At 70.9% G+C, this 20,372-nt stretch carries 19 protein-coding genes, 2 tRNA genes and 1 pseudogene; 11 read left to right on the top strand and 11 right to left on the bottom strand.

What is annotated here, in order from left to right; all coding sequences use genetic code 11:
• Positions 1-106 precede the first annotated feature (106 nt).
• The gene (locus KY498_RS07195) at positions 107-1,282 is read left to right on the top strand and encodes a DNA polymerase III subunit delta' (protein ID WP_191008080.1); all 1,176 of its coding nucleotides are present in this window, start codon (positions 107-109) and stop codon (positions 1,280-1,282) included.
• Positions 1,279-2,874: an alpha/beta hydrolase gene (locus tag KY498_RS07190; protein ID WP_375140952.1), complete on the top strand. Its 1,596-nt coding sequence runs from the start codon at positions 1,279-1,281 to the stop codon at positions 2,872-2,874. The genes KY498_RS07195 and KY498_RS07190 overlap by 4 nt, the downstream gene beginning before the upstream one ends.
• Positions 2,875-2,892: 18 nt before the next feature.
• Here the strand turns inward: KY498_RS07190 and KY498_RS07185 are convergent, their stop codons facing one another.
• From KY498_RS07185 to KY498_RS07175, 3 genes are all read right to left on the bottom strand, one after another.
• Positions 2,893-3,552 (bottom strand): ABC transporter permease subunit, encoded by a 660-nt coding sequence (locus KY498_RS07185; protein WP_060960471.1) that lies wholly within the window; start codon positions 3,550-3,552, stop codon positions 2,893-2,895.
• Entirely contained in the window at positions 3,545-4,582 is a 1,038-nt protein-coding gene (locus KY498_RS07180; RefSeq protein ID WP_191008081.1) for a methionine ABC transporter ATP-binding protein, read from the bottom strand. Before KY498_RS07180 ends, KY498_RS07185 begins: the two co-directional genes overlap by 8 nt.
• Before the next feature lie 79 nt (positions 4,583-4,661).
• Positions 4,662-5,555: a MetQ/NlpA family ABC transporter substrate-binding protein gene (locus KY498_RS07175; protein WP_060960469.1), complete on the bottom strand. Its 894-nt coding sequence runs from the start codon at positions 5,553-5,555 to the stop codon at positions 4,662-4,664.
• Between the two features lie 243 nt (positions 5,556-5,798).
• Between KY498_RS07175 and KY498_RS07170 the strand changes: the two genes are divergently transcribed.
• From KY498_RS07170 to KY498_RS07150, 5 genes are all read left to right on the top strand, one after another.
• Positions 5,799-5,874 (top strand) — tRNA-Thr (locus KY498_RS07170).
• Between the two features lie 26 nt (positions 5,875-5,900).
• Positions 5,901-6,296, top strand: coding sequence for a hypothetical protein (locus tag KY498_RS07165; RefSeq protein WP_101305829.1), 396 nt, complete (start codon positions 5,901-5,903; stop codon positions 6,294-6,296).
• Between the two features lie 62 nt (positions 6,297-6,358).
• A complete protein-coding gene (locus KY498_RS07160) occupies positions 6,359-8,641 on the top strand; it encodes an MMPL family transporter (protein WP_191008082.1) in 2,283 nt (760 codons plus the stop codon).
• 45 nt (positions 8,642-8,686) lie between these two features.
• Positions 8,687-9,271, top strand: a complete 585-nt coding sequence (locus KY498_RS07155; protein WP_101305831.1) for an isochorismatase family protein — start codon at positions 8,687-8,689, stop codon at positions 9,269-9,271.
• Positions 9,268-10,017 carry a DUF2510 domain-containing protein gene (locus KY498_RS07150; RefSeq protein WP_191008083.1) on the top strand — a complete coding sequence of 250 codons (750 nt, stop codon included), beginning with the start codon at positions 9,268-9,270 and terminating at the stop codon, positions 10,015-10,017. The genes KY498_RS07155 and KY498_RS07150 overlap by 4 nt, the downstream gene beginning before the upstream one ends.
• 30 nt (positions 10,018-10,047) lie before the next feature.
• Here KY498_RS07150 and KY498_RS07145 read toward each other — a convergent pair whose 3' ends face one another.
• From KY498_RS07145 to KY498_RS07135, 3 genes are all read right to left on the bottom strand, one after another.
• Positions 10,048-11,277 (bottom strand): serine/threonine-protein kinase, encoded by a 1,230-nt coding sequence (locus tag KY498_RS07145; protein ID WP_191008084.1) that lies wholly within the window; start codon positions 11,275-11,277, stop codon positions 10,048-10,050.
• 28 nt (positions 11,278-11,305) lie between these two features.
• Positions 11,306-11,381, bottom strand: a tRNA-Lys gene (locus KY498_RS07140).
• A 100-nt stretch (positions 11,382-11,481) separates the two neighbouring features.
• Positions 11,482-12,144, bottom strand: coding sequence for a fasciclin domain-containing protein (locus KY498_RS07135; protein WP_060960478.1), 663 nt, complete (start codon positions 12,142-12,144; stop codon positions 11,482-11,484).
• Positions 12,145-12,475: 331 nt separating this feature from the next.
• Between KY498_RS07135 and sigK the strand changes: the two genes are divergently transcribed.
• From sigK to KY498_RS07115, 4 genes are all read left to right on the top strand, one after another.
• Entirely contained in the window at positions 12,476-13,075 is a 600-nt protein-coding gene (sigK, locus tag KY498_RS07130; RefSeq protein ID WP_060960451.1) for an ECF RNA polymerase sigma factor SigK, read from the top strand.
• Entirely contained in the window at positions 13,072-13,896 is an 825-nt protein-coding gene (locus KY498_RS07125; RefSeq protein WP_191008103.1) for an anti-sigma factor domain-containing protein, read from the top strand. The genes sigK and KY498_RS07125 overlap by 4 nt, the downstream gene beginning before the upstream one ends.
• A gap of 61 nt (positions 13,897-13,957) precedes the next feature.
• Positions 13,958-14,596: a hypothetical protein gene (locus KY498_RS07120; protein ID WP_060960450.1), complete on the top strand. Its 639-nt coding sequence runs from the start codon at positions 13,958-13,960 to the stop codon at positions 14,594-14,596.
• Between the two features lie 244 nt (positions 14,597-14,840).
• Positions 14,841-15,725 carry an aminodeoxychorismate lyase gene (locus tag KY498_RS07115; protein ID WP_191008104.1) on the top strand — a complete coding sequence of 295 codons (885 nt, stop codon included), beginning with the start codon at positions 14,841-14,843 and terminating at the stop codon, positions 15,723-15,725.
• 403 nt (positions 15,726-16,128) lie between these two features.
• On the opposite strand, the gene KY498_RS07110 is transcribed toward KY498_RS07115, so the two are convergent.
• From KY498_RS07110 to pstC, 5 genes and pseudogenes are all read right to left on the bottom strand, one after another.
• A complete protein-coding gene (locus tag KY498_RS07110; protein WP_223848859.1) occupies positions 16,129-16,830 on the bottom strand; it encodes an endonuclease domain-containing protein in 702 nt (233 codons plus the stop codon).
• Positions 16,831-16,879: 49 nt separating this feature from the next.
• Positions 16,880-16,927: pseudogene (locus KY498_RS16625) on the bottom strand (hypothetical protein); the annotation flags it as partial.
• Positions 16,928-17,429: 502 nt separating this feature from the next.
• On the bottom strand, positions 17,430-18,209 hold the full coding sequence (gene pstB, locus KY498_RS07105) for a phosphate ABC transporter ATP-binding protein PstB (protein ID WP_060960447.1): 780 nt from the start codon (positions 18,207-18,209) through the stop codon (positions 17,430-17,432).
• Positions 18,210-18,224: 15 nt separating this feature from the next.
• Positions 18,225-19,325: a phosphate ABC transporter permease PstA gene (gene pstA, locus KY498_RS07100; RefSeq protein ID WP_191008105.1), complete on the bottom strand. Its 1,101-nt coding sequence runs from the start codon at positions 19,323-19,325 to the stop codon at positions 18,225-18,227.
• The gene (gene pstC, locus KY498_RS07095; protein ID WP_060960445.1) at positions 19,322-20,323 is read right to left on the bottom strand and encodes a phosphate ABC transporter permease subunit PstC; all 1,002 of its coding nucleotides are present in this window, start codon (positions 20,321-20,323) and stop codon (positions 19,322-19,324) included. Before pstC ends, pstA begins: the two co-directional genes overlap by 4 nt.
• Between the last annotated feature and the right edge of the window lie 49 nt (positions 20,324-20,372).

Raw genomic sequence — 20,372 nt, 5'->3', positions numbered from 1 at the left:
CACGCCCCGGGCCGGACGCGCCGTGGCGGCTCGCACAAGACATGGCGGCTCGCCGCTGGGGGGAGAACTCCCTGGGGGTGTCCGTGCGGGCACGTAGGCTGGGGGCATGATTGCGGATGCTCCGATCGCCGAGGGGGAGCCCGGGACGGAGGTCCCGTGGGGCGAGGTGTGGGGCCAGGACGAGGCGTTGCAGCAGCTGCGCGCCGCGGCATCCGATCCCGCTCAGCTCGCGCATGCGTGGCTCATCACCGGCCCGGCCGGCTCGGGCCGCTCGACCCTCGCGTACGCGTTCGCCGCGGCGCTGATCGCCGAGCCGGGGGATGAGAACGCGATGCGTCAGGTGCTCGCCGGCACGCACCCCGACCTCACCGCGCTGCGCACCGAGGGTGTGATCATCTCGATCAAAGACGCCCGCGCGCTCGTCGAGCGCTCCTACTTCTCCCCGTCGCTCGGCCGCTACCGCGTCATGGTGATGGAGGATGCCGACCGGATGGTCGAGCGCACCAGCAACGTGCTCCTCAAGGCGCTCGAAGAGCCGCCGGAGCGGACCGTGTGGATCCTCTGCGCGCCCAGCGACGCCGACCTCCTGCCCACGATCCGCTCGCGCGTGCGCACGCTGCGTCTGCGTGAGCCCGATGTCGCCGACGTCGGACGCCTCATCGTGGCACGCACCGGCGTCGACCCGGCCACCGCCGAGCAGGCGGCGCGGCTCGCGCAGCGCCACATCGGCATGGCGGTGCGCCTGGCCACCGACGAGGGCGCGCGCGCCCGCCGCGACGAGACGCTGCGCGCCGTGCTGTCGGTCCGCGGCGTCGGGGGAGCGGTCGAGACCGCGGCGCGGATCGTGCAGCTGGCCACCGACGACGCCAAGGCGCTGACGGCCGAGCGCGACGAGGCCGAGCGCGCGTCGCTCCTGCGCACCCTCGGCATCGTCGCCGGCGCGGCGGTGCCGCCTGCCGTGCGCGGTCAGCTCAGCGCGCTGGAGGACGACCAGAAGCGGCGCGCGACCCGCAGCCTGCGCGACGGCATCGACCGCGTGCTCACCGATCTCGAGTCGATGTTCCGCGATGTGCTCATGCTGCAGTTCGGTCGCGGCGACGATCTCATCAACCGCGAGCTGGCGTCCGAACTGCGCGCCCTCGCCGACGCCTGGTCGGCCCCCCGCACGCTGGTGGTGCTGGACGCGATCTCGCAGACGCGCACGAACCTGGAGGGCAACGCCGCCCCCGCCCTGGCCCTGGAGAGCATGCTCGTGACCGTCGCGAGCGGGAGGACACTGTGACCGAGACATCCCACCGCCGTCGTCGTTCCGTCGTCGGCCGATCCGTCGTCCGGCGCGCCGTGGTCACGATCGCCGCCCTCGCGGCGGCGACCACGATGCTGTCCGGCTGCCTGTACGCGGCCATCCCCCCGGAGAGCGCCGCCACACCGGCGCCCAGCCGCGAACCCGACGTCGACGGGGCTCCCGCCGGCTTCGAGGAGTTCTACGGGCAGCAGCTCGACTGGCAGGCCTGCAGCGGCGCGGATGCCGGAAGTTACGACTGCGCGACGGTCACCGCACCGCTGGACTGGACCGATCCCTCGGTGGGGACCATAGATCTCGCCGTGATCCGCCGCGCCGCGACCGACGGCGACGCCATCGGGTCGCTGCTGACCAACCCCGGCGGACCCGGCGCGAGCGGTTACGATCTCATCGCGCAGTCGTCGTCGTTCGCGGTCGGTGCGGCGCTCTCCGACGTCTACGACGTCATCGGGTTCGACCCGCGCGGCGTCGGCCGTTCCACGGCGGTGCGCTGCTTCGATGCCGCGGAGATGGACGCCTACCTCTTCGACATCCCCGCCGATCCGCGGGGCAGCCAGGGCTGGACCGACGAGCTGACGGCCCGCAACCAGGACTTCGTCAAGGCCTGTGAAGCGGGAAGCGACGGCATCCTGCCGTACATCACGACCGACAACGCGGCGCGCGACATGGATCTGCTGCGCGCCGTGCTCGGCGACACGAAGCTCAACTACCTGGGCTACTCGTACGGCACCTTCCTCGGCGCGACGTACGCCAAGCTGTTCCCCGAGCGCGTCGGGCGCCTCGTGCTCGACGGCGCGATCGATCCGTCGGTGTCGGGACTGGACGTGAGCACGACGCAGGCCATCGGATTCGAGTCGGCGCTGCGGGCCTACATGGCCGACTGTCTGCAGGGCCGTTCCTGCCCGTTCTCGGGCAGCGTCGACGAGGGCATGGCCGCTCTCGGCACGCTCCTGGCGAGCGTCGACAGCTCGCCGCTGACCGGCTCGGACGGGCGTGAGCTGGGCGCCGACACGTTGATGACCGCGATCATCGCCGCCCTGTATTCCCAGGACAGCTGGTCCTACCTCAGCAAGGCCCTCACCGACGCCCTCGCCGGCGACGCCGACACCGCCCTGACGCTGGCCGACTTCTACTACGCCCGCTCCGACGGCACCTATCAGGACAACTCGACCGAGGCCTTCCGGGCCTACAACTGCATGGACTACCCCCTCGACTCCTCGCAGGCCGACAAGGATGCCGCCGACGCGCTCGTGCGGCAGAAGGCGCCGACCATCGCGCCGTACTGGCAGGGTGTGGACGTGTGCGAGGTCTGGCCGTACCCGCCGACGGGCGTGCGCGAGAAGATCGCCGCCGACGGCGCCGCACCCATCGTGGTGGTCGGCACCACCAACGATCCCGCGACGCCGTACGAGTGGTCGGTCTCGCTGGCCGAGCAGCTGTCGTCGGGGGTGCTGGTGACCCGCCAGGGCGAGGGGCACACCGGCTACAACAAGGGCAACACGTGCGTCGACACGGCCGTGGAGGACTACCTTGTCGACGGCACGGTGCCGCAGAACGGGCTCACCTGCTGAGCTCGCGCGGAGGGTCGCTCAGCGGCGCAGGACCCGGCGGGCGAGCGCGTTGCCGACGAACTGCACCAGCTGGACGATCACGACGATGACCAGCACGGCCGACCAGGTCACCCACGGGTTGAACTGCTTGAAGCCGTAGTTGATCGCGAACTCGCCGAGTCCGCCGGCGGCGACGGCGCCGGCCATCGCGGTCATGTCGACGAGCGCCACGACGACGAAGGTGTATCCGAGCACGAGCGGGCCCAGGGATTCCCGGGGGACGAGCCGGAAGAGGATCCGCGACCGGCTCGCGCCCGCCGCGCGCGCGGCCTCGATGACCCCGGGGCGCACGGTCAGCAGATTCTGCTCGACGATGCGGCTGATGGCGAACAGCGAGGCGATCGTGATGGCGAACACCGCGAACGGCACGCCGATGCCGGGCACGCCGACCCCGCGCGCGATGGGCTGCACGGCGGCCAGCAGGATGATGAAGGGGATCGGTCGGATCGTGTTCACGATGACGTTGAGCACCCCGAACACCGCGCGCTGCGGGAAGAGGCTGCCCGGGCGGGTCGCGTAGAGGGCGAGACCGAGCAGCAGGCCGCCGGCACCGCCCAGCACCAGCGCCGCGCTCGCGACGTACAGCGTCTCCAGCGTCGCCTCCCAGAGCTGGGGCAGCAGCGTGATGAGCCTATCCACGGGGGTCCTCCTCGGTCAGGGGCGCGTGCGCGGATGCCGCGGCCAGCGCGCGCGTGACGGCATCCGCGTCACCGGTCACGGCGAGCGTGAGGTGTCCGAAGACGCGGCCCCGGATGTCGTTGATGCCGCCGTGCACGACCTCGAAGCGCACGCCGTGGGCGGCCAGGGCGGCGAACACGTCCGCCTGTGCGGCGACGCCGTCGCGGACGTCCAGCGTGACGATGCGTCCGTCGTGCCGAGCGCGCAGGGCGGCGAGGTCGTCGCCGGTGGGGACGTCGTCGATGACGCTGGCGACGAAGCGCGCGGTCGCCGGATGCTGCGGGGCGGAGAGGATGTCGAAGACGCTGCCGGTCTCGATGACGCGGCCCTGCTCCATCACGACGACGCGATCGGCGAGGGTGCGGATGACCTCCATCTCGTGCGTGATGAGCACGATGGTGACGCCGAGCTCCGCGTTCACCCGGCGGAGGAGACCCAGGACCTCCTGGGTCGTGTCGGGGTCGAGCGCGCTCGTCGCCTCGTCGGCGAGGAGGATGCGGGGGCTCGTCGCGAGAGCGCGCGCGATGCCGACCCGCTGCTTCTGCCCGCCGGACAGCTGCTCGGGGTAGTTCTGCGCCTTGGCGGACAGGCCGACGAACTCGAGGAGTTCCGCGACGCGTGAGCGGATCTCGCCACGGGGGCGGCCCGCGACCTCCAGCGGGTAGGCCACGTTCCCGGCGACCGTCCGCGAGTCGAAGAGGTTGAACTGCTGGAAGATCATGCCGATGTCCGCGCGCAGCCTCCGCAGCTCCCGCTCACCGAACCGGGTGATGTCGGATCCGTCGATCTCCACGCGTCCCGACGACGGCGTCTCCAGCGCGTTGATGAGACGAAGCACGGTGGACTTGCCCGCACCGGAGTATCCGATGATGCCGCAGATCTCACCCGCCGCGACGTCGAGGGAGACGTCGTCGAGGGCGACCACGGGCGGTGCCCCCTTCGTCTGCGGGGGGAAGACCTTCGTGGCCGATGTCAGTCTGATGATGCTCATGGGCTCCCGATCCGGGTCGAGGCGGAGACGACGCACGCGTGTGCGGCCCGCCTTCCGACGGGCCGCACACGCGGGGCGATCACTGCTGGGCGCGGATGTCGTCCTCGGTCTTCTTCAGCGACGTCACCAGATCGGCGACCGGCGTCTTCAGGAGCACCGCGGTGCCGCCCGAGGCCTCCAGCACGCCCTCCTGGACAGCGGCGGTGTTCTGGTACAGCTCGACGAGCTTCGCGTAGGTCGGGTTGTCGGCGTCCGCGGCCTTGGCCGCGAAGATGTTGATGTACGGGAACGCCGACGAGTCCGCCGGGTCGTCCTGCGCGAGCAGCTGGTCCTTGGTCAGTCCGGACTTGGCGACGAAGTCGTTGTTCACGACGGCGCCGGCGAAGTCGGGGAGCGACGAGGCGGTGAAGTCGGCGGCGACGGCCTCGACCTTGACCTTGGAGCCCGGCTCGATGTCGGCGACGGCCGAGAAGATCGACCCGCCGTCCTTCAGCGTGATCAGGCCCGCCGACTGCAGGACCAGGAGCGCGCGCGCCTGGTTGGACTCGTCGTTGGGGACGGCGATGGTCTCACCGGCGGGGATGTCGGCGACGCTGGCGTACTTGGTCGAGTACAGGCCCAGCGGGTAGATCGCGGTCGCCCCGATCGGCACCAGGTCGTCTCCGGCCTTCACGTTGTAGGTGGCGAGGTAGATGATGTGCTGGAACTGGTTCAGGTCGAGCTCGCCCGCCGACAGAGCCGGGTTCGGCTGGTCGTAGGAGTCGAAGTTCACGATCTCGACGTTGATGCCCTCGGCGGCAGCGGCTTCCTTGTAGGTCTCCCAGTAGGGGTCGCCGGCGCCGACGACGCCGATGCGCACGGGGTCGGAGGAGGCCCCCGCGGAGTCGGAGGGCGATGCGGCGCCGGAGGCGCACGCGCTCAGCAGCAGGACGAGCGGCAGCGCCAGAGCGGCGGCCAGGGTCTTCTTGGACATGGGTGGTGCTCCTTGTGGGTCGGGGCACCGCGTGGCGCGGGAGGACTGCAGGGTCGGCTTCCGCGCTCGCCTCGTCGCGGTGCCTCATCGACGGTAGGCAGATCCGGCGTCCAGATCAGAATCGGGACGTAACACGACGACACCGCCGGATCGGGTCGGCGTCGCCGGCCCCGGCGACCGGTTCGCGAGAGGCGCCCCGACCCTGTAGGATCGATCATCGTGCATGGCGCTCCGGCTCCCTGCGCCGCCTTAGCTCAGACGGCAGAGCGATTCACTCGTAATGAATAGGTCAAGGGTTCGATTCCCTTAGGCGGCTCCACACTTCCCCTCGCCCAGGGAGACTCCATGGATCACGCGATCGACGCGCTGATCGAGATCTTCACGTGGGTCGGACTCGGCGCGTTCGTCGTGCTCGCCGCCGCGGCTGTCGTCGTGTGGGCGGCCGACGGCACGTGGCTCCCGGCGGAGGCCATCATCGACCGCGACGGTGAGCATCCGCTCGCGCGGTGGTTCGACGCGGACGGCGACGCGAACAGTGCGCCCCTGTCGGCGGCGGATGCCGCGGCTATCGGCGACGCCGACGCGGCATCCATCTGGTACCGCCACGGCTGGCAGGGACGCATGCGGCTGCAGCGGCGCCCCGCCGGGCTGCGTGCGCTGACCTGGTCGGCGGCGGGGATGCTCGCGCTCGGCATGATCAGTCTCGTCACGGGCTGGGTGCTCTACTTCGTCCGCGGGTGAGTGCGCGTCCCCGCGCATCACGGCGCTGGCATGCGGGACTTATTACTAGATAAGCTAGCGACATGACTCGTCGCACCGACACCCCGACGCGCTGGCTGCGTATCGGCATTCCCGTTCTGCTGGTCCTGATCTGGCTCGTCGGCGGATCCATCGGCGGCCCCTACTTCGGCAAGGTCGACGAGGTCGCGACCAACGACCAGTCCTCGTTCCTGCCGTCCTCGGCGGAGTCCACGCAGGTGCAGGAGCGGCTCTCGCAGTTCACCGGCGGCGACAGCATCCCCGCCGTCATCGTCGTCACCGGCGACGGGGCGCTCAGCGCGGCGCAGCTCACTCAGATCTCCGACCTTGCCTCGACCATCTCCGGCGTCGAGGGCGTCGAGCAGGTGTCGCCGGCCATCCCGTCCGAAGACGGCGAGGCGGTGCAGTTCTTCGTGCCGATCTCGACCGCGGGCGACGTGGGCGAGACGGTCACGGCCGTCCGCGAGAGCATCGAGAAGAACCTGCCGTCGGGCCTGGAGGCGTGGGTCACCGGCCCCGCCGGGTTCACCGCCGATCTGGTGGCGGGATTCCTCGGTATCGACGGCCTGCTGCTCGCCGTCGCGCTCGGGGCGGTGTTCATCATCCTGGTGATCGTCTACCGCTCGCCGCTGCTTCCGGTGCTCGTGCTGCTCACCTCGACCTTCGCCCTGTGCGTCGCGCTGCTGACGGTCTGGTGGCTCGCCAAGGCGGGCATCTTCGTGCTGAACGGGCAAGTGCAAGGCATCCTGTTCATCCTCGTCATCGGTGCCGCCACCGACTACGCCCTGCTGTACACGGCACGCTTCCGCGAAGCGATCGGCACGGGGGTCAAGCGATGGGATGCCGCGATCCTCGCCTGGCGCGGCGCGTTCGAGCCGATCATCGCCTCGGGCGGCACGGTCATCGCCGGCCTGCTCTGCCTGCTGCTGAGCGATCTCGCCAGCAACCGCGCGCTCGGGCCGATCGCCTCGATCGGCATCGCGTTCGCGGTGCTGTCCGCCCTCACGTTCCTGCCGGCGCTGCTCGCGATCTTCGGGCGCGCGGCGTTCTGGCCCTTCATCCCGAAGGGCGCCGACGGCGACCCGGGGGACAACGCCGAGCGGCTCGTCACCGACCCGCACGCCCCCGTCCGCGGTTTCTGGGGCCGCCAGGCGCGGCTGGTCGCGCGCCACGCACGGCCCGTGTGGATCATCTCGACGGTCGTGCTGCTCGCGGCATCCGTCGGCGTGCTGCAGCTCAAGGCCGACGGGGTGCCGCAGAGCGACCTGGTGCTGGGCGCGTCGCAGGCGCGCGACGGGCAGGACGTGCTCGCCCAGCACTTCGCCGCGGGATCGGGCAGCCCCGCCTACATCGTCGTGCCCCAGGATCGGGTGGCCGACGCCGTGACCGTGCTCGAGAAGGCGCCCGGCATCGAATCCGTCGCCGCGACCGCGAAGGACACCGCGTCGGGTCAGATCGGTGTCTCCGTGCAGAACGGCGCCCCCGTCTACACGCTGGCCGGTCCGCCGAGTGCGACGCCGCCCCAGCCCACGATCGTCGACGGCGACGTGCTGCTGGTGGCGACGCTGTCGGACGAGGCCGACTCGCTGGCCGCGGAGCAGACCGTGCGCGATCTGCGGACGAGCTTCACGACCGAGCTCGGCGCGGACGTCGCCCTGGTCGGCGGGCCGACGGCGATCGACCTCGACACGAACGACACCTCGATCCGCGACCGTACTCTCATCATCCCGGTGATCCTCGCCGTGATCCTCGTGATCCTGATGCTGCTGCTGCGGGCGGTCGTCGCCCCGGTCATCCTGATCCTGAGCGTCATCCTGTCGTTCGGCGCGGCACTCGGCGTCAGCGCGCTCGTCTTCGACAACCTGTTCCACTTCCCGGGGGCGGACCCCGCCGTGCCCCTGTACGGCTTCGTCTTCCTCGTGGCACTCGGCGTCGACTACAACATCTTCCTGATGTCGCGCGTGCGGGAGGAGTCGAAGCGTCACGGCACGCGCCCCGGCATCCTGCGCGGGCTCGTCGCGACCGGAGGGGTGATCACCTCGGCGGGGCTCGTGCTGGCCGCAACCTTCGCCGCGCTCGGCGTGATCCCGATCCTGTTCCTCGCCCAGCTCGCGTTCATCGTCGCCTTCGGCGTGCTGCTCGACACGTTCGTCGTGCGCTCGCTGCTGGTGCCGGCGGTCGCGTACGACCTCGGCCGGCGGATCTGGTGGCCCTCACGTCTCGCGCGGGCCGACGTCGATGCCGGGCGAAACTCCTCCATTCCGGTGGCGGCGGGCGCGACACGCCGGTCGCGGCGACGTGGTGGGGGCGATTCGGCGGAGTTGTGACCGGGGCGCCGACCGCAGCCGCCCCGAGGGATTAGCCTCGGTGGTATGACCAGAGCACTGTTCATCGTCGACGTCCAGAACGACTTCACGGAGGGCGGAGCGCTCGCCGTCGCAGGCGGTGACGCGGTCGCGCGCGGTCTGACGGCGTATCTGTCCGCGCACGCCGACGACTACGCGCTGATCGTCGCGTCGCGGGACTGGCATGAAGGTCACACCGACAACGGCGGCCACTTCGCCTCCGATGCGGCCCCCGACTTCGTGGACACCTGGCCGGTGCACTGCGTCGCCGGCACGGCCGGAGCGGACTACGACCCGGAACTCGTCACGGACGCCGTGACCCACCACGTCAAGAAGGGACAGGGCATGCCCGCCTACTCGCTGTTCGAAGGAACCACGGATGCCGGTGAGAAGGTGTCGTCCCTGTTGAGCGCCCACGGCGTCACGCAGGTGGATGTCGCCGGCCTGGCCACCGATCACTGCGTGCGCGCGTCGGCGCTCGACGCGATCGCGCACGGGCTGCACGTCCGCGTCCTGACCGACCTCATCGCGGGCGTCGCGCCGGAGAGCTCGGATGCCGCGCTCGCCGAACTCGCCCACGCCGGTGCCGAGCTGGTCGGAGCGGCCTCGTGAGCGCCCCCGCCGGCTGGTACCCCGACCCGGCGGATGCCGCCGCGCGCCGCTGGTGGGACGGCACCCAGTGGACGGCACAGACGGCGCCCGCGCCGCGGTTCGGCGAATACGCACCGAATCCCGCCGCACCCGCCGCGCCGGTCGCACCCGCCGCGCCGGTCGCTCCGGCGTATCCGGCCTACCCGACGGCTCCCGCCCCTGCGGGTCCGGGGGCCACCCCGCCGGCCGTCGACGTTCCGACCCAGACGATCTGGGTGTGGCTGGCGGTCGCCGCATCCGTGCTGCCGATGCTGTCGATCTTCCTTTTCGACTGGAACGGCTACCTCTCCATCATCGCGGCGATGATGCGCGCGGCGGAGTCGGGCTCGGGGACGGCCGCGGCCGCGGCCACCGCGGACCTGACGTCGTGGGAGATCCGCACTCTCGGCATCTCCCTGATCGGCTGGGCGTGCTACGCCGCGTTCATCGTGTTCAGCTGGCTCGACTGGCGCGAGCTGAAGCGCCGCGGCGTGCCGGCGCCGTTCGGTTGGGCATGGTCGTTCTTCGTGCTGGTGAGTGCAGGATCGGCCGTCTACATGATCGGGCGCGCGGTGGTGCTGCGGCGGCGGACCGTCGCCGGCGGCTGGGCTCCGTTGTGGACGTGGGTCGCGGCGACGGTCGTGGGCTTCGTCGCCGCGATCTCGCTCGGCGTGTGGCTGTTCGGCGAGATCCTGCAGGTCGTGTCCGTCGGCACTCTGGGCAGCTGACCGCGGCATCCGTCCGGGGGAAGGGGCGGCTCAGCCGCCGTCCTTGCCCGGGCCGCCGCCCTTGCCGCCGTTGTTCTCGCCCGGCCCGCCCTTGTCCTTGCCTTTGTCCTTCGGGTCGGCGGGAGCGACGGGGTCGGGGTTCGACACCGTGCTCGCGTCGGTCGCCGCGGGCGTGGGCGTCGATGACGGCGTCGTCGTGGTCGGTGACGGTTCGACGCTCGGCGCCGACGACAGTCCCGACCATGCCGACAGGGCGATGACGATCGCGGCCACCGCCGCGCCCGCGCCGATCAGCAGCGGAGTGCGGCGCCACCACGGGCGTGCCCCGGCCGCATCCCGATCGAACCGCGCCGCGGCTGCCGCGGCGGGCTCCGCCGGCGGCAGCGGCGGGATGAGGACGCGGGTGTCTTCGGCACCCGCCGCGCGCGGGGGAGCAGCGAGGGTGTCGGCGATCGCGGCGGCGCTCGGGCGCGCCGCCGGGTCGCGGTCGAGCATCGCGGGCAACAGCCCCGCCCACAGGGGCGGGAGCTCCGCGGGGATGTCAGGATCCTGCGCGAGTCGGGCGAGCAGCTGGCTCGCGCCCTGAGCGGACGGGAAGGCCCGCGCACCGCTGAGCGCCTCCAGCAGCACGAGGCCGAGGGAGTACACGTCGGATGCCGGGGCCGGAGCGTGTCCGAGAGTGACCTCGGGAGCGAGGTAAGCGGCGGTGCCGATGAGGGTGCCGGGCTGCGTGATCCGCTCCGAGCCGAGCAGATGAGCGATGCCGAAGTCGGCGAGCTTCGCACGGCGCGGCCGGCTCGGTGTCGCGCCGGGTGCGAGCAGGATGTTGGAGGGTTTGATGTCGCGGTGCACGACACCGGCGGCGTGGACGGCGCTCAGCGCCTCGGCCAGCTCGCCGGCGATGCGGGTGAGCTCGGCATCCGTCAGCGGTCCTTCGGCGAGCCGCGCCGACAGCGAGGGGCCGTCGACACGTTCCATGACGAGGTAGCGGGGGCCGGGACCGGTCAGGCGCGCGTCGTGCAGCACGACGAGGTTCGGGTGGGTGAGCGCCGCGAGCGCGGCCGTCTCGACCCGCACCCGCTGGCCGGCATCGAGATCATCGCCTGTCGCCGTGATGATCTTGATCGCGACCGTGCGACCCAGCGTGAGGTCGTGCGCCGCGTAGACACGCGACATGCCGCCCGTGCCGATGAGCGCGTCGATGCGGTAGCGCGCATCGAGCAGCATCCCGGCATCCACAGCTGACGTCCGATCGTCCACGTTCCGAGGCTAGCCGCGCGCGCCCCACTGGTGGGCCCCGTGGGGCTCGAACCCACGACCCGCGGATTAAAAGTCCGATGCTCTACCGACTGAGCTAGAGGCCCCAGGCATCCCAGCGTACCGGCTGCGGGCGGGGCACGGACGCGACGAGGCCGCCGGCGCGCAGCGCGCCGGCGGCCTCGACCGGGGTGTGACCGGGAACGATCAGTTGGTCGGCGTCAGAACCGTGTCGATGAGGTACACGGTCGCGTTGGCCGTCTGTACGCCGCCGCAGATGACGGTGGCGTCGTTGACCTTCAGGTTGTCGCCCGAGCCGGTGACGGTCAGGTCGCCGCCCTCGACGGTCTTGTGGGTGCCGACGACCTGCGACGGGTCGAGCTGGCCGGGAACCACGTGGTACGTGAGGATCTTGGTCAGCGCGGCGCTGTCGGTCTTCAGCGAGTCGATCGTGGCCGCGTCGATCTTGGCGAACGCGTCGTCGACCGGGGCGAAGACGGTGAACTCACTGCCGTTGAGGGTGTCAACGAGGTTCACGTCGGGGTTGAGCTGGCCGCTCACGGCCGCGACGAGGGTCTTCAGCAGCGGGTTGTTCGAGGCGGCGACGGCCACCGGGTCCTGAGACATGCCCTCGACCGAACCGGCGCCGGACGGCACGGCCTCGGCGTACGCGGCGCATCCGGGGCCCACGAGGTTGGCGGCCGGGTCCATCGTGGACGGCGACGGCGCCATCGACTGGGTCTCCTGCGTCATCGCGGGGGGCGTGGTCTCGGCGCTGGTCGAGGAGCCCATCGAACATGCCGAGAGCGCGAACGCGCCGGCGATCGTGAGCGTCAGGGCCGCCGTGATCTTCTTCGTGGTGCTGAGCATGATGTCCTCCATGTGAGCTGACGTGCGGTTGTTGGTCCTGCCGAGCCGCAGGTGCGGTCTCGACAAGTCCTTCGGAGCCCGCCGCGCATCGGATGGGAAAAAGTTCCGAATCCGTTTGCGCCTCCGCATCCGCCCCCCTTATAGACCGAGGGTCTCTTCGCCCGTCTCGGCCTCCGTTCCGGCGGCGCAATCCGATCCCGGTCCGGCGACGAACAGCACATGACCCGAGCGCATCGCGACCTCTGCGGTCGGGGGCGGCGGGAGCATACTCGTTCGCCGCCGGATGGGCCACCCGCGGCCGCGATGCACGACAGAGGGACGGTGATACGGCATGCTGAGAGAGATGGTCATCGACGGTGTGGACGTACCCGAGGACTCACCGGCGCGTGATCACGCCGGGGAGCTCCTGGTGCGCATCGCGGCGGGCGACCGGACGGCTTTCGGGCAGCTCTATGACATGCTCGCCCCCCGCGCCTTCGGTCTGATCCTGCGGGTGCTCGTGAACCGCGCGCTGAGCGAGGAAGTGCTTCAAGACGTCTTCCTGGAAGTGTGGCAATCCGCTTCCGGTTTCGCTCCGAATAAGGGTCAGGGACGGTCCTGGGTCCTCACCATCGCCCATCGTCGCGCTGTCGATCGCGTGCGCTCCACACGCGCAAGCACGGAGCGAGATGAGAAGGCGGGTCTGCGCGAACTGAACACGGGCCAGGACAGCGTCGACGACCAGGTCGCCCTGCGCATCGAGAGCAGGCGCGTCGCCCGGGCGATGGACGCACTCCCCGACCCTCAGCGAGAAGCGCTGCTGCTCGCCTATGTCGGGGGATATTCTCAGAGCGAGATCGCCGCGTTGGTGGGATCGCCCCTGGGGACGATCAAGACGAGAATGCGCGACGGTCTGTCGCGCCTGAGGCAGGAGATGGGGGTGACGTCATGAACGACCGCGACCACCGAGACATCGGAGAAGACGAGTTCGCCGATCTGTCGGCAGGGCACGCGATGAACGCGCTGTCGGCCGATGACGAGCGCGCCTATCAGACCGCCCTCGACGCCCATCCCGAGTGGGACGACGTCGTCGCCCTCGACGCTGCCACGATCGACATCCTCGCCGACGCCGTCGCGCCGGTCGCGCCACCCATCGACCTGCGTTCGCGACTGATGCGTGCCATCGAGGTCGACCCGTCCGCGCCGACGGACGACGGTGCGGATGCCGCGGCATCCGCGGACGAGACGGATGCCGCTCCGCCCGCCCCCGACGCCGAGGAGCCGCTGCCCACCGACGTCGTCCAGACGGTCGAGCGTCGCGCGTGGACGCGTGGGCTGTTCGCGCTCGTCGCCTCCGTCGCCCTGCTGATCGGGATCGGCTGGGGAACGGGTGCGGTGACGAGCCTGTGGCGCACGCCGGCCGCCGTGACGGCGTTGGAGCAGATCCAGTCGGCGCCGGATGCCGCATCCGCACAGGTCGACTTCCAGGGCGGCGAGGCGACCGCGCACTGGTCGCAGAGCGTGGGCAAGGTCGTGCTGGTGGCCGAGGGCCTGCCGGAGATCCCCGCGGATCGCACGTTCGAGCTGTGGTTCGTGCGCGGCGATCAGCCGATCGCGGCCGGCACCTTCGACGCCTCCGGTGCGAAGGCCACGGCTCAGCTCGACGGCACGATGCAGCCCGGAGACACCATCGCCGTGACGGTGGAGCAGGCCGGCGGATCGCCCGACGGCTCGCCGACGACCGCGCCGATCATCGCGATCCCGACGGTGTGACCGCGACTGCGGCGATCGGGGCCTCGGCCCCGCCCCGGCAGGCCGCCGGTAGCCTGGAGCGATGAGCGACGACTCCCGGGACTACCACCGCCCCGTCCGTCGACCCGCGGACGCGTTCGACCGCCGATTCGGGTCCACGGATCCGGCCGACGTCTCGCGGATCGCGCATGCCACGGCATCCGCCCTGGTGACGAGGGTGCGCAACGAGCCGACCGACGCGGTCGTCGACCGCCTCGTCACCTTCACCGATGCCCACGGGCTCGAGACGGTGGCCGAGCTGTGGTCGCACTCGCCGGCGAAGTCGCTTCCGGGCACGCTGTGGCGGCTGTATCTGCTGCAGTTGATGGTCCGGGACGACGCGGCGACCGCCGCGCTGCTCTACGAGCGCGGGCGGGTCGTGCTGCCCTCCGTCGACGACGTCGTCGCGGGCGCGCCCACGCCGGCCGGGCCGGAAGAGCTCATGACGCTCGTCGACGAGATCCTGCGGGGCGTGTTCACGGGCGACTTCGCGGTCGCGCTGGAGCGTGCCGCGTCGTTCTGTCGGGTCGAGGCGGCGGGCGCCGCCGATGTCGCCGACGACTACGACGCGGCCGAGCCCGAGCGGGCGAGCGCGTTCACGACCCGCGCCCTGCGCCTGGACACCTACGCCGGAGACCTGACCGCGTGCGCGGGCCTCTGGCGACGTGACGCGTTGACCTGACCCGGCGGCTGCTCCCGGTGGCCGGTGGCCCGTGGGCGGTGGCCGGTCGTTGAGCGAGGAGCGTAGCGACGCGTCGAAACGCGGATGTCGCGGGTGCCCGGCACAGAAGTGCCGGGCCGCAGAACGCCTCTCGGCGCGAGGCCGCTCGGAGCGGCGAAAGATGGAGCCCGGGGTTACTGCGGCCCGGCTGTTCCAGTGTAACGGACGCCCCCTGAGGGGTATTCCCGCGGTCTAGGCTCGGGGCATGGCCTGGCACTTCGCGCTGATGATCGACCCCGCCGACGTGGACGACACCCGCTCCGACTTCGCAGCGACCTTCACCGAGGTCGATCCCGCCGCCCCCGCGCTGACCGTCGGAGAGCTCAGCACGCAGCGCGGCGACGGCATCTTCGAGTCGATCGGCGTCATCGACGGTCATCCGCAGGAGGTCGAGGCGCACCTGTCCCGTCTCGCCCATTCGGCGCAGCTGTGCGACCTCCCCGTGCCCCACGCGGAGCAGTGGCGCCAGGCCGTGGCCCTCGCCGCGTCCGCCTGCGGTGCGGGGGAGGCCGTCATCAAGCTCATCCTGAGCCGGGGAATCGAGCACGGTCCCACTCCGACCGCGTGGGTGACCGCGGCTCCGGCTGCCGACTTCTCGATCGCGCGGTCGCGCGGCATCCGTGTCGTCACCCTCGACCGCGGGTACGCCCTCGACGTGCCGTCGCGGGCGCCGTGGCTGCTGTTGGGCGCGAAGACGCTGTCGTACGCCGTGAACATGGCGGCGCTGCGCGAGGCCCGCCGGCGCGGCGCGGACGATGCGATCTTCACGACGAGCGACGGCTACGTGCTGGAGGCACCGACCGCGTCGCTCATCCTGCGCCGCGGAGACGCCTTCCTCACCCCCGCGCCGAACGCCGGCATCCTGCACGGCACGACGCAGCTGAGCCTGTTCGAGCACCTCGCCGCCCAGGGCTTCGAAACCGGCTACGAGACGATCCCCGTGGCGGAGCTGCACACCGTGGATGCCGCGTGGCTCGTCTCCAGCGTGCGCCTCGCGGCGCCGATCACGGCGATCGACGATGTCGACGTGCCGATGGATGCCGCTCTCACGGTATCCATGAACGACTACCTGCTGAGTCCGCGGGACTGAACCGGCACACGGGGCTGGGGCTGGGGCTGCGGCTGCGGCTCGCGGCCCGAACTGCAAGGCCTCGCGGGCGACGCGCCGGGGTGGATGCGGAGGCGCCGGCGTGTCGCCGCGCTGCCCTTGCAGTGCGGTCAGGGGCGTGGCGTGCGGGGTGGCGGCGCTGCCCTTGCAGTTCGGTGCGGGGCGTCGGGTGCGGGGTGGCGGCGCGGGCGCGAACGCGACGGTGTGGCGAGCGGTGAGGGCAGGCGCAGCCGTGGCCGGGCGCTCGCGGCCCGAACTGCAAGGCCTCGCGGGCGACGCGCCGGGGTGGATGCGGGGCCGCCGGCGTGTCGCGGGGCTGCCCTTGCAGTTCGGTGAGGGGGGTCGGGTGCGGGGTGGCGGCGGAGACGCGGGCGTGGCAGTGCGGTCAGAGGTGATGCTGCTCGGCGCGGCCGAGGGTCGCGAGGGCGCCGACGATCGCGGCTTCGACGAGGTCCCAGTCGTGCACGATCATGGCGTAGTCGAACCGCAGCGTCATGAAGCCCCAGATGGCGGCGGTGGCATCGCGGACGAGGTCCTTGTGGCGGTGCGGCGCGCCATCGTGATTGTCGACGCCGTCGGCCTCGACGAGCAGCCGGTCGCCGATGAGCGCGTCGACGACGCCGACCCCCGCGATGCGCCGTTGGGTCCGTACGCGAAGGCCGAGGTGACGAAGCCGCCACCGCAGCAACGACTCGAGGCCGCTGTCCGCGTCATCCCGTGCGAGGTCGAGCGCTTCGCGCATCGCGGCGGTGCTGCGCTGTCGCAGCCACCGACGGCCGCTGTCGTCGAGCTGACCGAGCCGCAACGCCGACTCGAGCACGACGAAGAACTCCTCGACGCCGTGGCACCGCGCGATCTGCAGCAGCAGCCGCGGGATCGACGGCGTGCTCCCCGGCGGGCCGAGCGGCCCGTCGTCCCAGTGCTCGACGCATCCGCATCCGTTGGGGTGATACGTGCGCTGCCCGTCGCAGAGCCAGACGTGCGCCCGCAGGTCGGCGGTCAGCACCCAGAGCCCGAGGTGCGTCGCGGCTGTGACGCAGGCGAGTCGCCCTCCGTGCCCGGCCACCGCGCGCGGCATCGCAGGCATCGGCGATGACGTACACGCCCCGACGTCGGCGTTCGAGGATGCCGGCTCGCAGTTGCTCTCGCAGCTGGGCGCGCGATAGGCCCGACCGCCGCAGCATCGCGGTCGTCATCACGGCCGGTCGGACATCGCACATGCCGACATCGTCGCCAGTCTGCGTGACGGTGACGGGCGAAGTCCCGGCATCCGTGGACGGAGTCGTGTGTCGGCCGTCTGTGGAGGAGCCTGTGGCCGGCTCATGCCCGACCCGAACTGCAAGGTCGGGGGAGGGACACGCCGGGGTGGATGCCGGCGTGGCGGCGTCTCGGGTCGAAGCCCTTGCAGTTCGGTTCCGCGCCCGCACTCGGGCGCCCCGGCGCCCCGGGTGGGTGCGTGGGGCGATCGCAGCTGCGGCGGCATCCGGGGGACCGAACTGCAAGGTCGGGCGAGGGGCACGCCGGGGTGGATGCTGTGGTGCCGGCGTGTCGCGGGGGAGCCCTTGCAGTTGGGACCCGAACCGAGCCGGGACACGACCCCAGCCCGCCCCGACCCCAGCCCCCCACGACCGACGCGGCCCCGCGGCGCACGAAGCGCGGCAGGGCCGGACAGCGATCAGCGGTCGCTCACCCGAAGCGGCCGGAGACGTAGTCCTCCGTGGCCTGAACGGACGGGGCCGTGAAGATCGTGTCGGTGTTGTCGTACTCGATGAGCTTGCCGGGCTTGCCCGTGCCGGCGATGTTGAAGAACGCCGTCTTGTCGGAGACGCGGGAGGCCTGCTGCATGTTGTGCGTGACGATGACGATCGTGTAGTCGGACTTCAGTTCCTGGATGAGCTCCTCGATCGCGAACGTCGAGATCGGGTCGAGGGCGGAGCAGGGCTCGTCCATGAGGAGCACGTCGGGGGAGACGGCGATCGCGCGCGCGATGCACAGACGCTGCTGCTGGCCGCCCGACAGGCCCGCACCGGGCTTGTCGAGGCGGTCCTTGACCTCGTTCCACAGGTTCGCGCCCTGCAGGGAGCGCTCGACGAGGGCATCCGCGTCGCTCTTGGAGATGCGCTTGTTGTTGAGCTTCACGCCCGCCAGCACGTTCTCCTTGATCGACATCGTGGGGAAGGGGTTCGGCCGCTGGAACACCATGCCGACGTGGCGGCGCACGAGCACCGGGTCGACGCCGGGACCGTACAGGTCGTCGCCGTCGACGAGGACCTTGCCCTCGACGTGGGCGCCGGGGATCACCTCGTGCATGCGGTTGAGCGTGCGCAGGAACGTGGACTTCCCGCAGCCCGACGGGCCGATGAACGCCGTGACGGCGCGGGGCTCGATATCCATCGACACGCCCTCCACGGCGAGGAAATCGCCGTAGTAGACGTTGAGGTTCTCGACTTCGATGCGCTTGGACACTGGTGCCTTCCTTGCTTAGCGTGCCTTCGGCGCGAAGACCTTCGCGACGATCCGGGCGATCAGGTTGAAGATGACGACGAGGATGACCAGCAGCAGCGCGGCACCCCAGGCCTGGGCCTGGGAAGCGTCGATGTCCTGTCCGGGGAAGCTGTAGGCCGTGTAGGCCATGACCGGAAGGGTCTGCATGGGTCCGTTGAACGGGTCGGAGTTGAAGTTGTCGGTGAAGCTGGCCGCGATGAAGATCGGCGCGGTCTCGCCGATGACGCGGGCGACGGCCAGCACGACGCCGGTGATGATGCCGCTCGCCGCCGTCCGCAGCACGACCTTGATGATCGTGGTCGACCGCGGCACGCCGAGGGCGAACGACGCTTCGCGCAGGTCGGCGGGCACGAGGCGCAGCATCTCCTCCGTCGAGCGGATCACGATCGGGATCATGAGCACGCACAGGGCGATGGATGCCGAGAAGCCACTGAACGCCTTGGGTCCGACGATCAGGGCGAACAGCGAGAACGCGAACAGACCGGCGACGATCGACGGGATGCCGGTCATCACGTCGACCAGGAACGTGATGGCGCGTCGCAGCGGGTTGTTCGGCTGGGCGTACTCGACGAGGTAGACGGCCGCCAGGATGCCGATCGGCACGGAGATCAGGGCGGCGATCCCCGTGATGATGAGGGTGCCGACGATGGCCTGGAGGGCGCCCGGGGTCGAGACGACCGCCAGCGTGTCGGGGTCGAACGTCGTGCCGCCGACCTTCGTCACGAAGTCCCACGACATGACGCCCATGCCCTTGGACACGACGGTCCACAGCGTGGAGATCAGCGGTGCGACGGCGAGCACGAAGGCCGCCGTGACCAGGCCGCGCACGACGCGGTCGGTCGACTTGCGCCGGCCCTCGACGATGGCGGAGAACACCCCGATCGCCAGCAGGTAGACCAGGGCGCTGAAGATGAGCCACGTCGCGACGTTGAACCCGCCGAGCACGAGCTGCAGCGCCGCGATCACCGCGAGCGAGACGCCGAGGACGATCGGCTCGATGAAACGGGGCAGCTGGCCGCTGGTCAGCGACAGCGGCGGCGTCGAGGTCGTTGCGACGGGCGTGCTGAGCTCGGTCACGAGCGCTTTCCTCTCTTGCGGCCCTTCGAGCCTGGACCGGTCGCCCCGATGATGTAGCGGGCGAGCATGTTCACGGCGAGCGAGACGACGAACAGCATCAGGCCGGTGCCGATGAGGGCGGAGCGCTGCAGATCGGTGGCGATGGGGAAGTTGAGGGCGATGTTCGCCGCGATCGTCTGCGAGTTGTAGCCGTCCGTGAGCAGCGCGACGGAGAAGATCAGGCTGGGCGAGATGATGAGCGCGATGGCCATCGTCTCGCCGAGGGCGCGCCCGAGGCCCAGCAGCGTGGCCGAGACCATGCCGCTGCGGGCGTAGGGGATGACGGCCAGGCGCACCATCTCCCAGCGGGTGGCCCCGAGGGCGAGGGCGGCCTCCTCGTGCAGGCGCGGCGTCTGCAGGAAGATCTCGCGGGTGATCGAGGTAACGATGGGCAGGATCATCACGGCGAGCACGACACCGCCGGCGAGCATCGTCGATCCCGTGCTCGAGACCGGGCCCTGGAACAGCGGGATCCACCCCAGGTACTGGTTGAGGAAGTCCGCGAGCGGCAGCAGCAGCGGCCGCATCACGATGATGCCCCAGAGGCCGAACACGATGGAGGGGACGGCGGCCAGCAGGTCGATGATGTAGCCGAGGAAGCCGGCGATGCGCCGCGGGGCGTAGTGCGAGATGAACAGCGCGATGCCGATCGCCACGGGGGTGCCGAGGACCATGGCGATCAGAGCTGCCCAGATGCTTCCCCAGAGCAGCGGGGCGACGTAGTCCCAGAAGCTGGTCCAGTCCTTGTTCTGGTACCCGGCGAGGTCGCCCTCGCTCCAGTTGGCCGTGATCGCCGGCAGACCCTTGAGGATCAGGAAGATGGCGACACCGGCCAGGATGATCATGATCGACACGGCCGCGGTGGTCGACAGGCCGAGGAAGACGGAGTCCCCGGCGCGACGCTTTCCGACGATGTTGGATGCCGGTTTCTGCGCGGGTGCGGTCTTGACGTCAGCCACGACGAACCCCCAGGTCGGGCAGGGTCATGTGTTCTCCTCGGGTCGGGAA

This window comes from Microbacterium sp. PAMC21962 (assembly GCF_019443465.1).
Classification (GTDB): domain Bacteria; phylum Actinomycetota; class Actinomycetes; order Actinomycetales; family Microbacteriaceae; genus Microbacterium; species Microbacterium hominis.
Note: the sequence above shows the minus strand (reverse complement) of the source record. Positions and strands in the feature narration are given on the sequence as shown.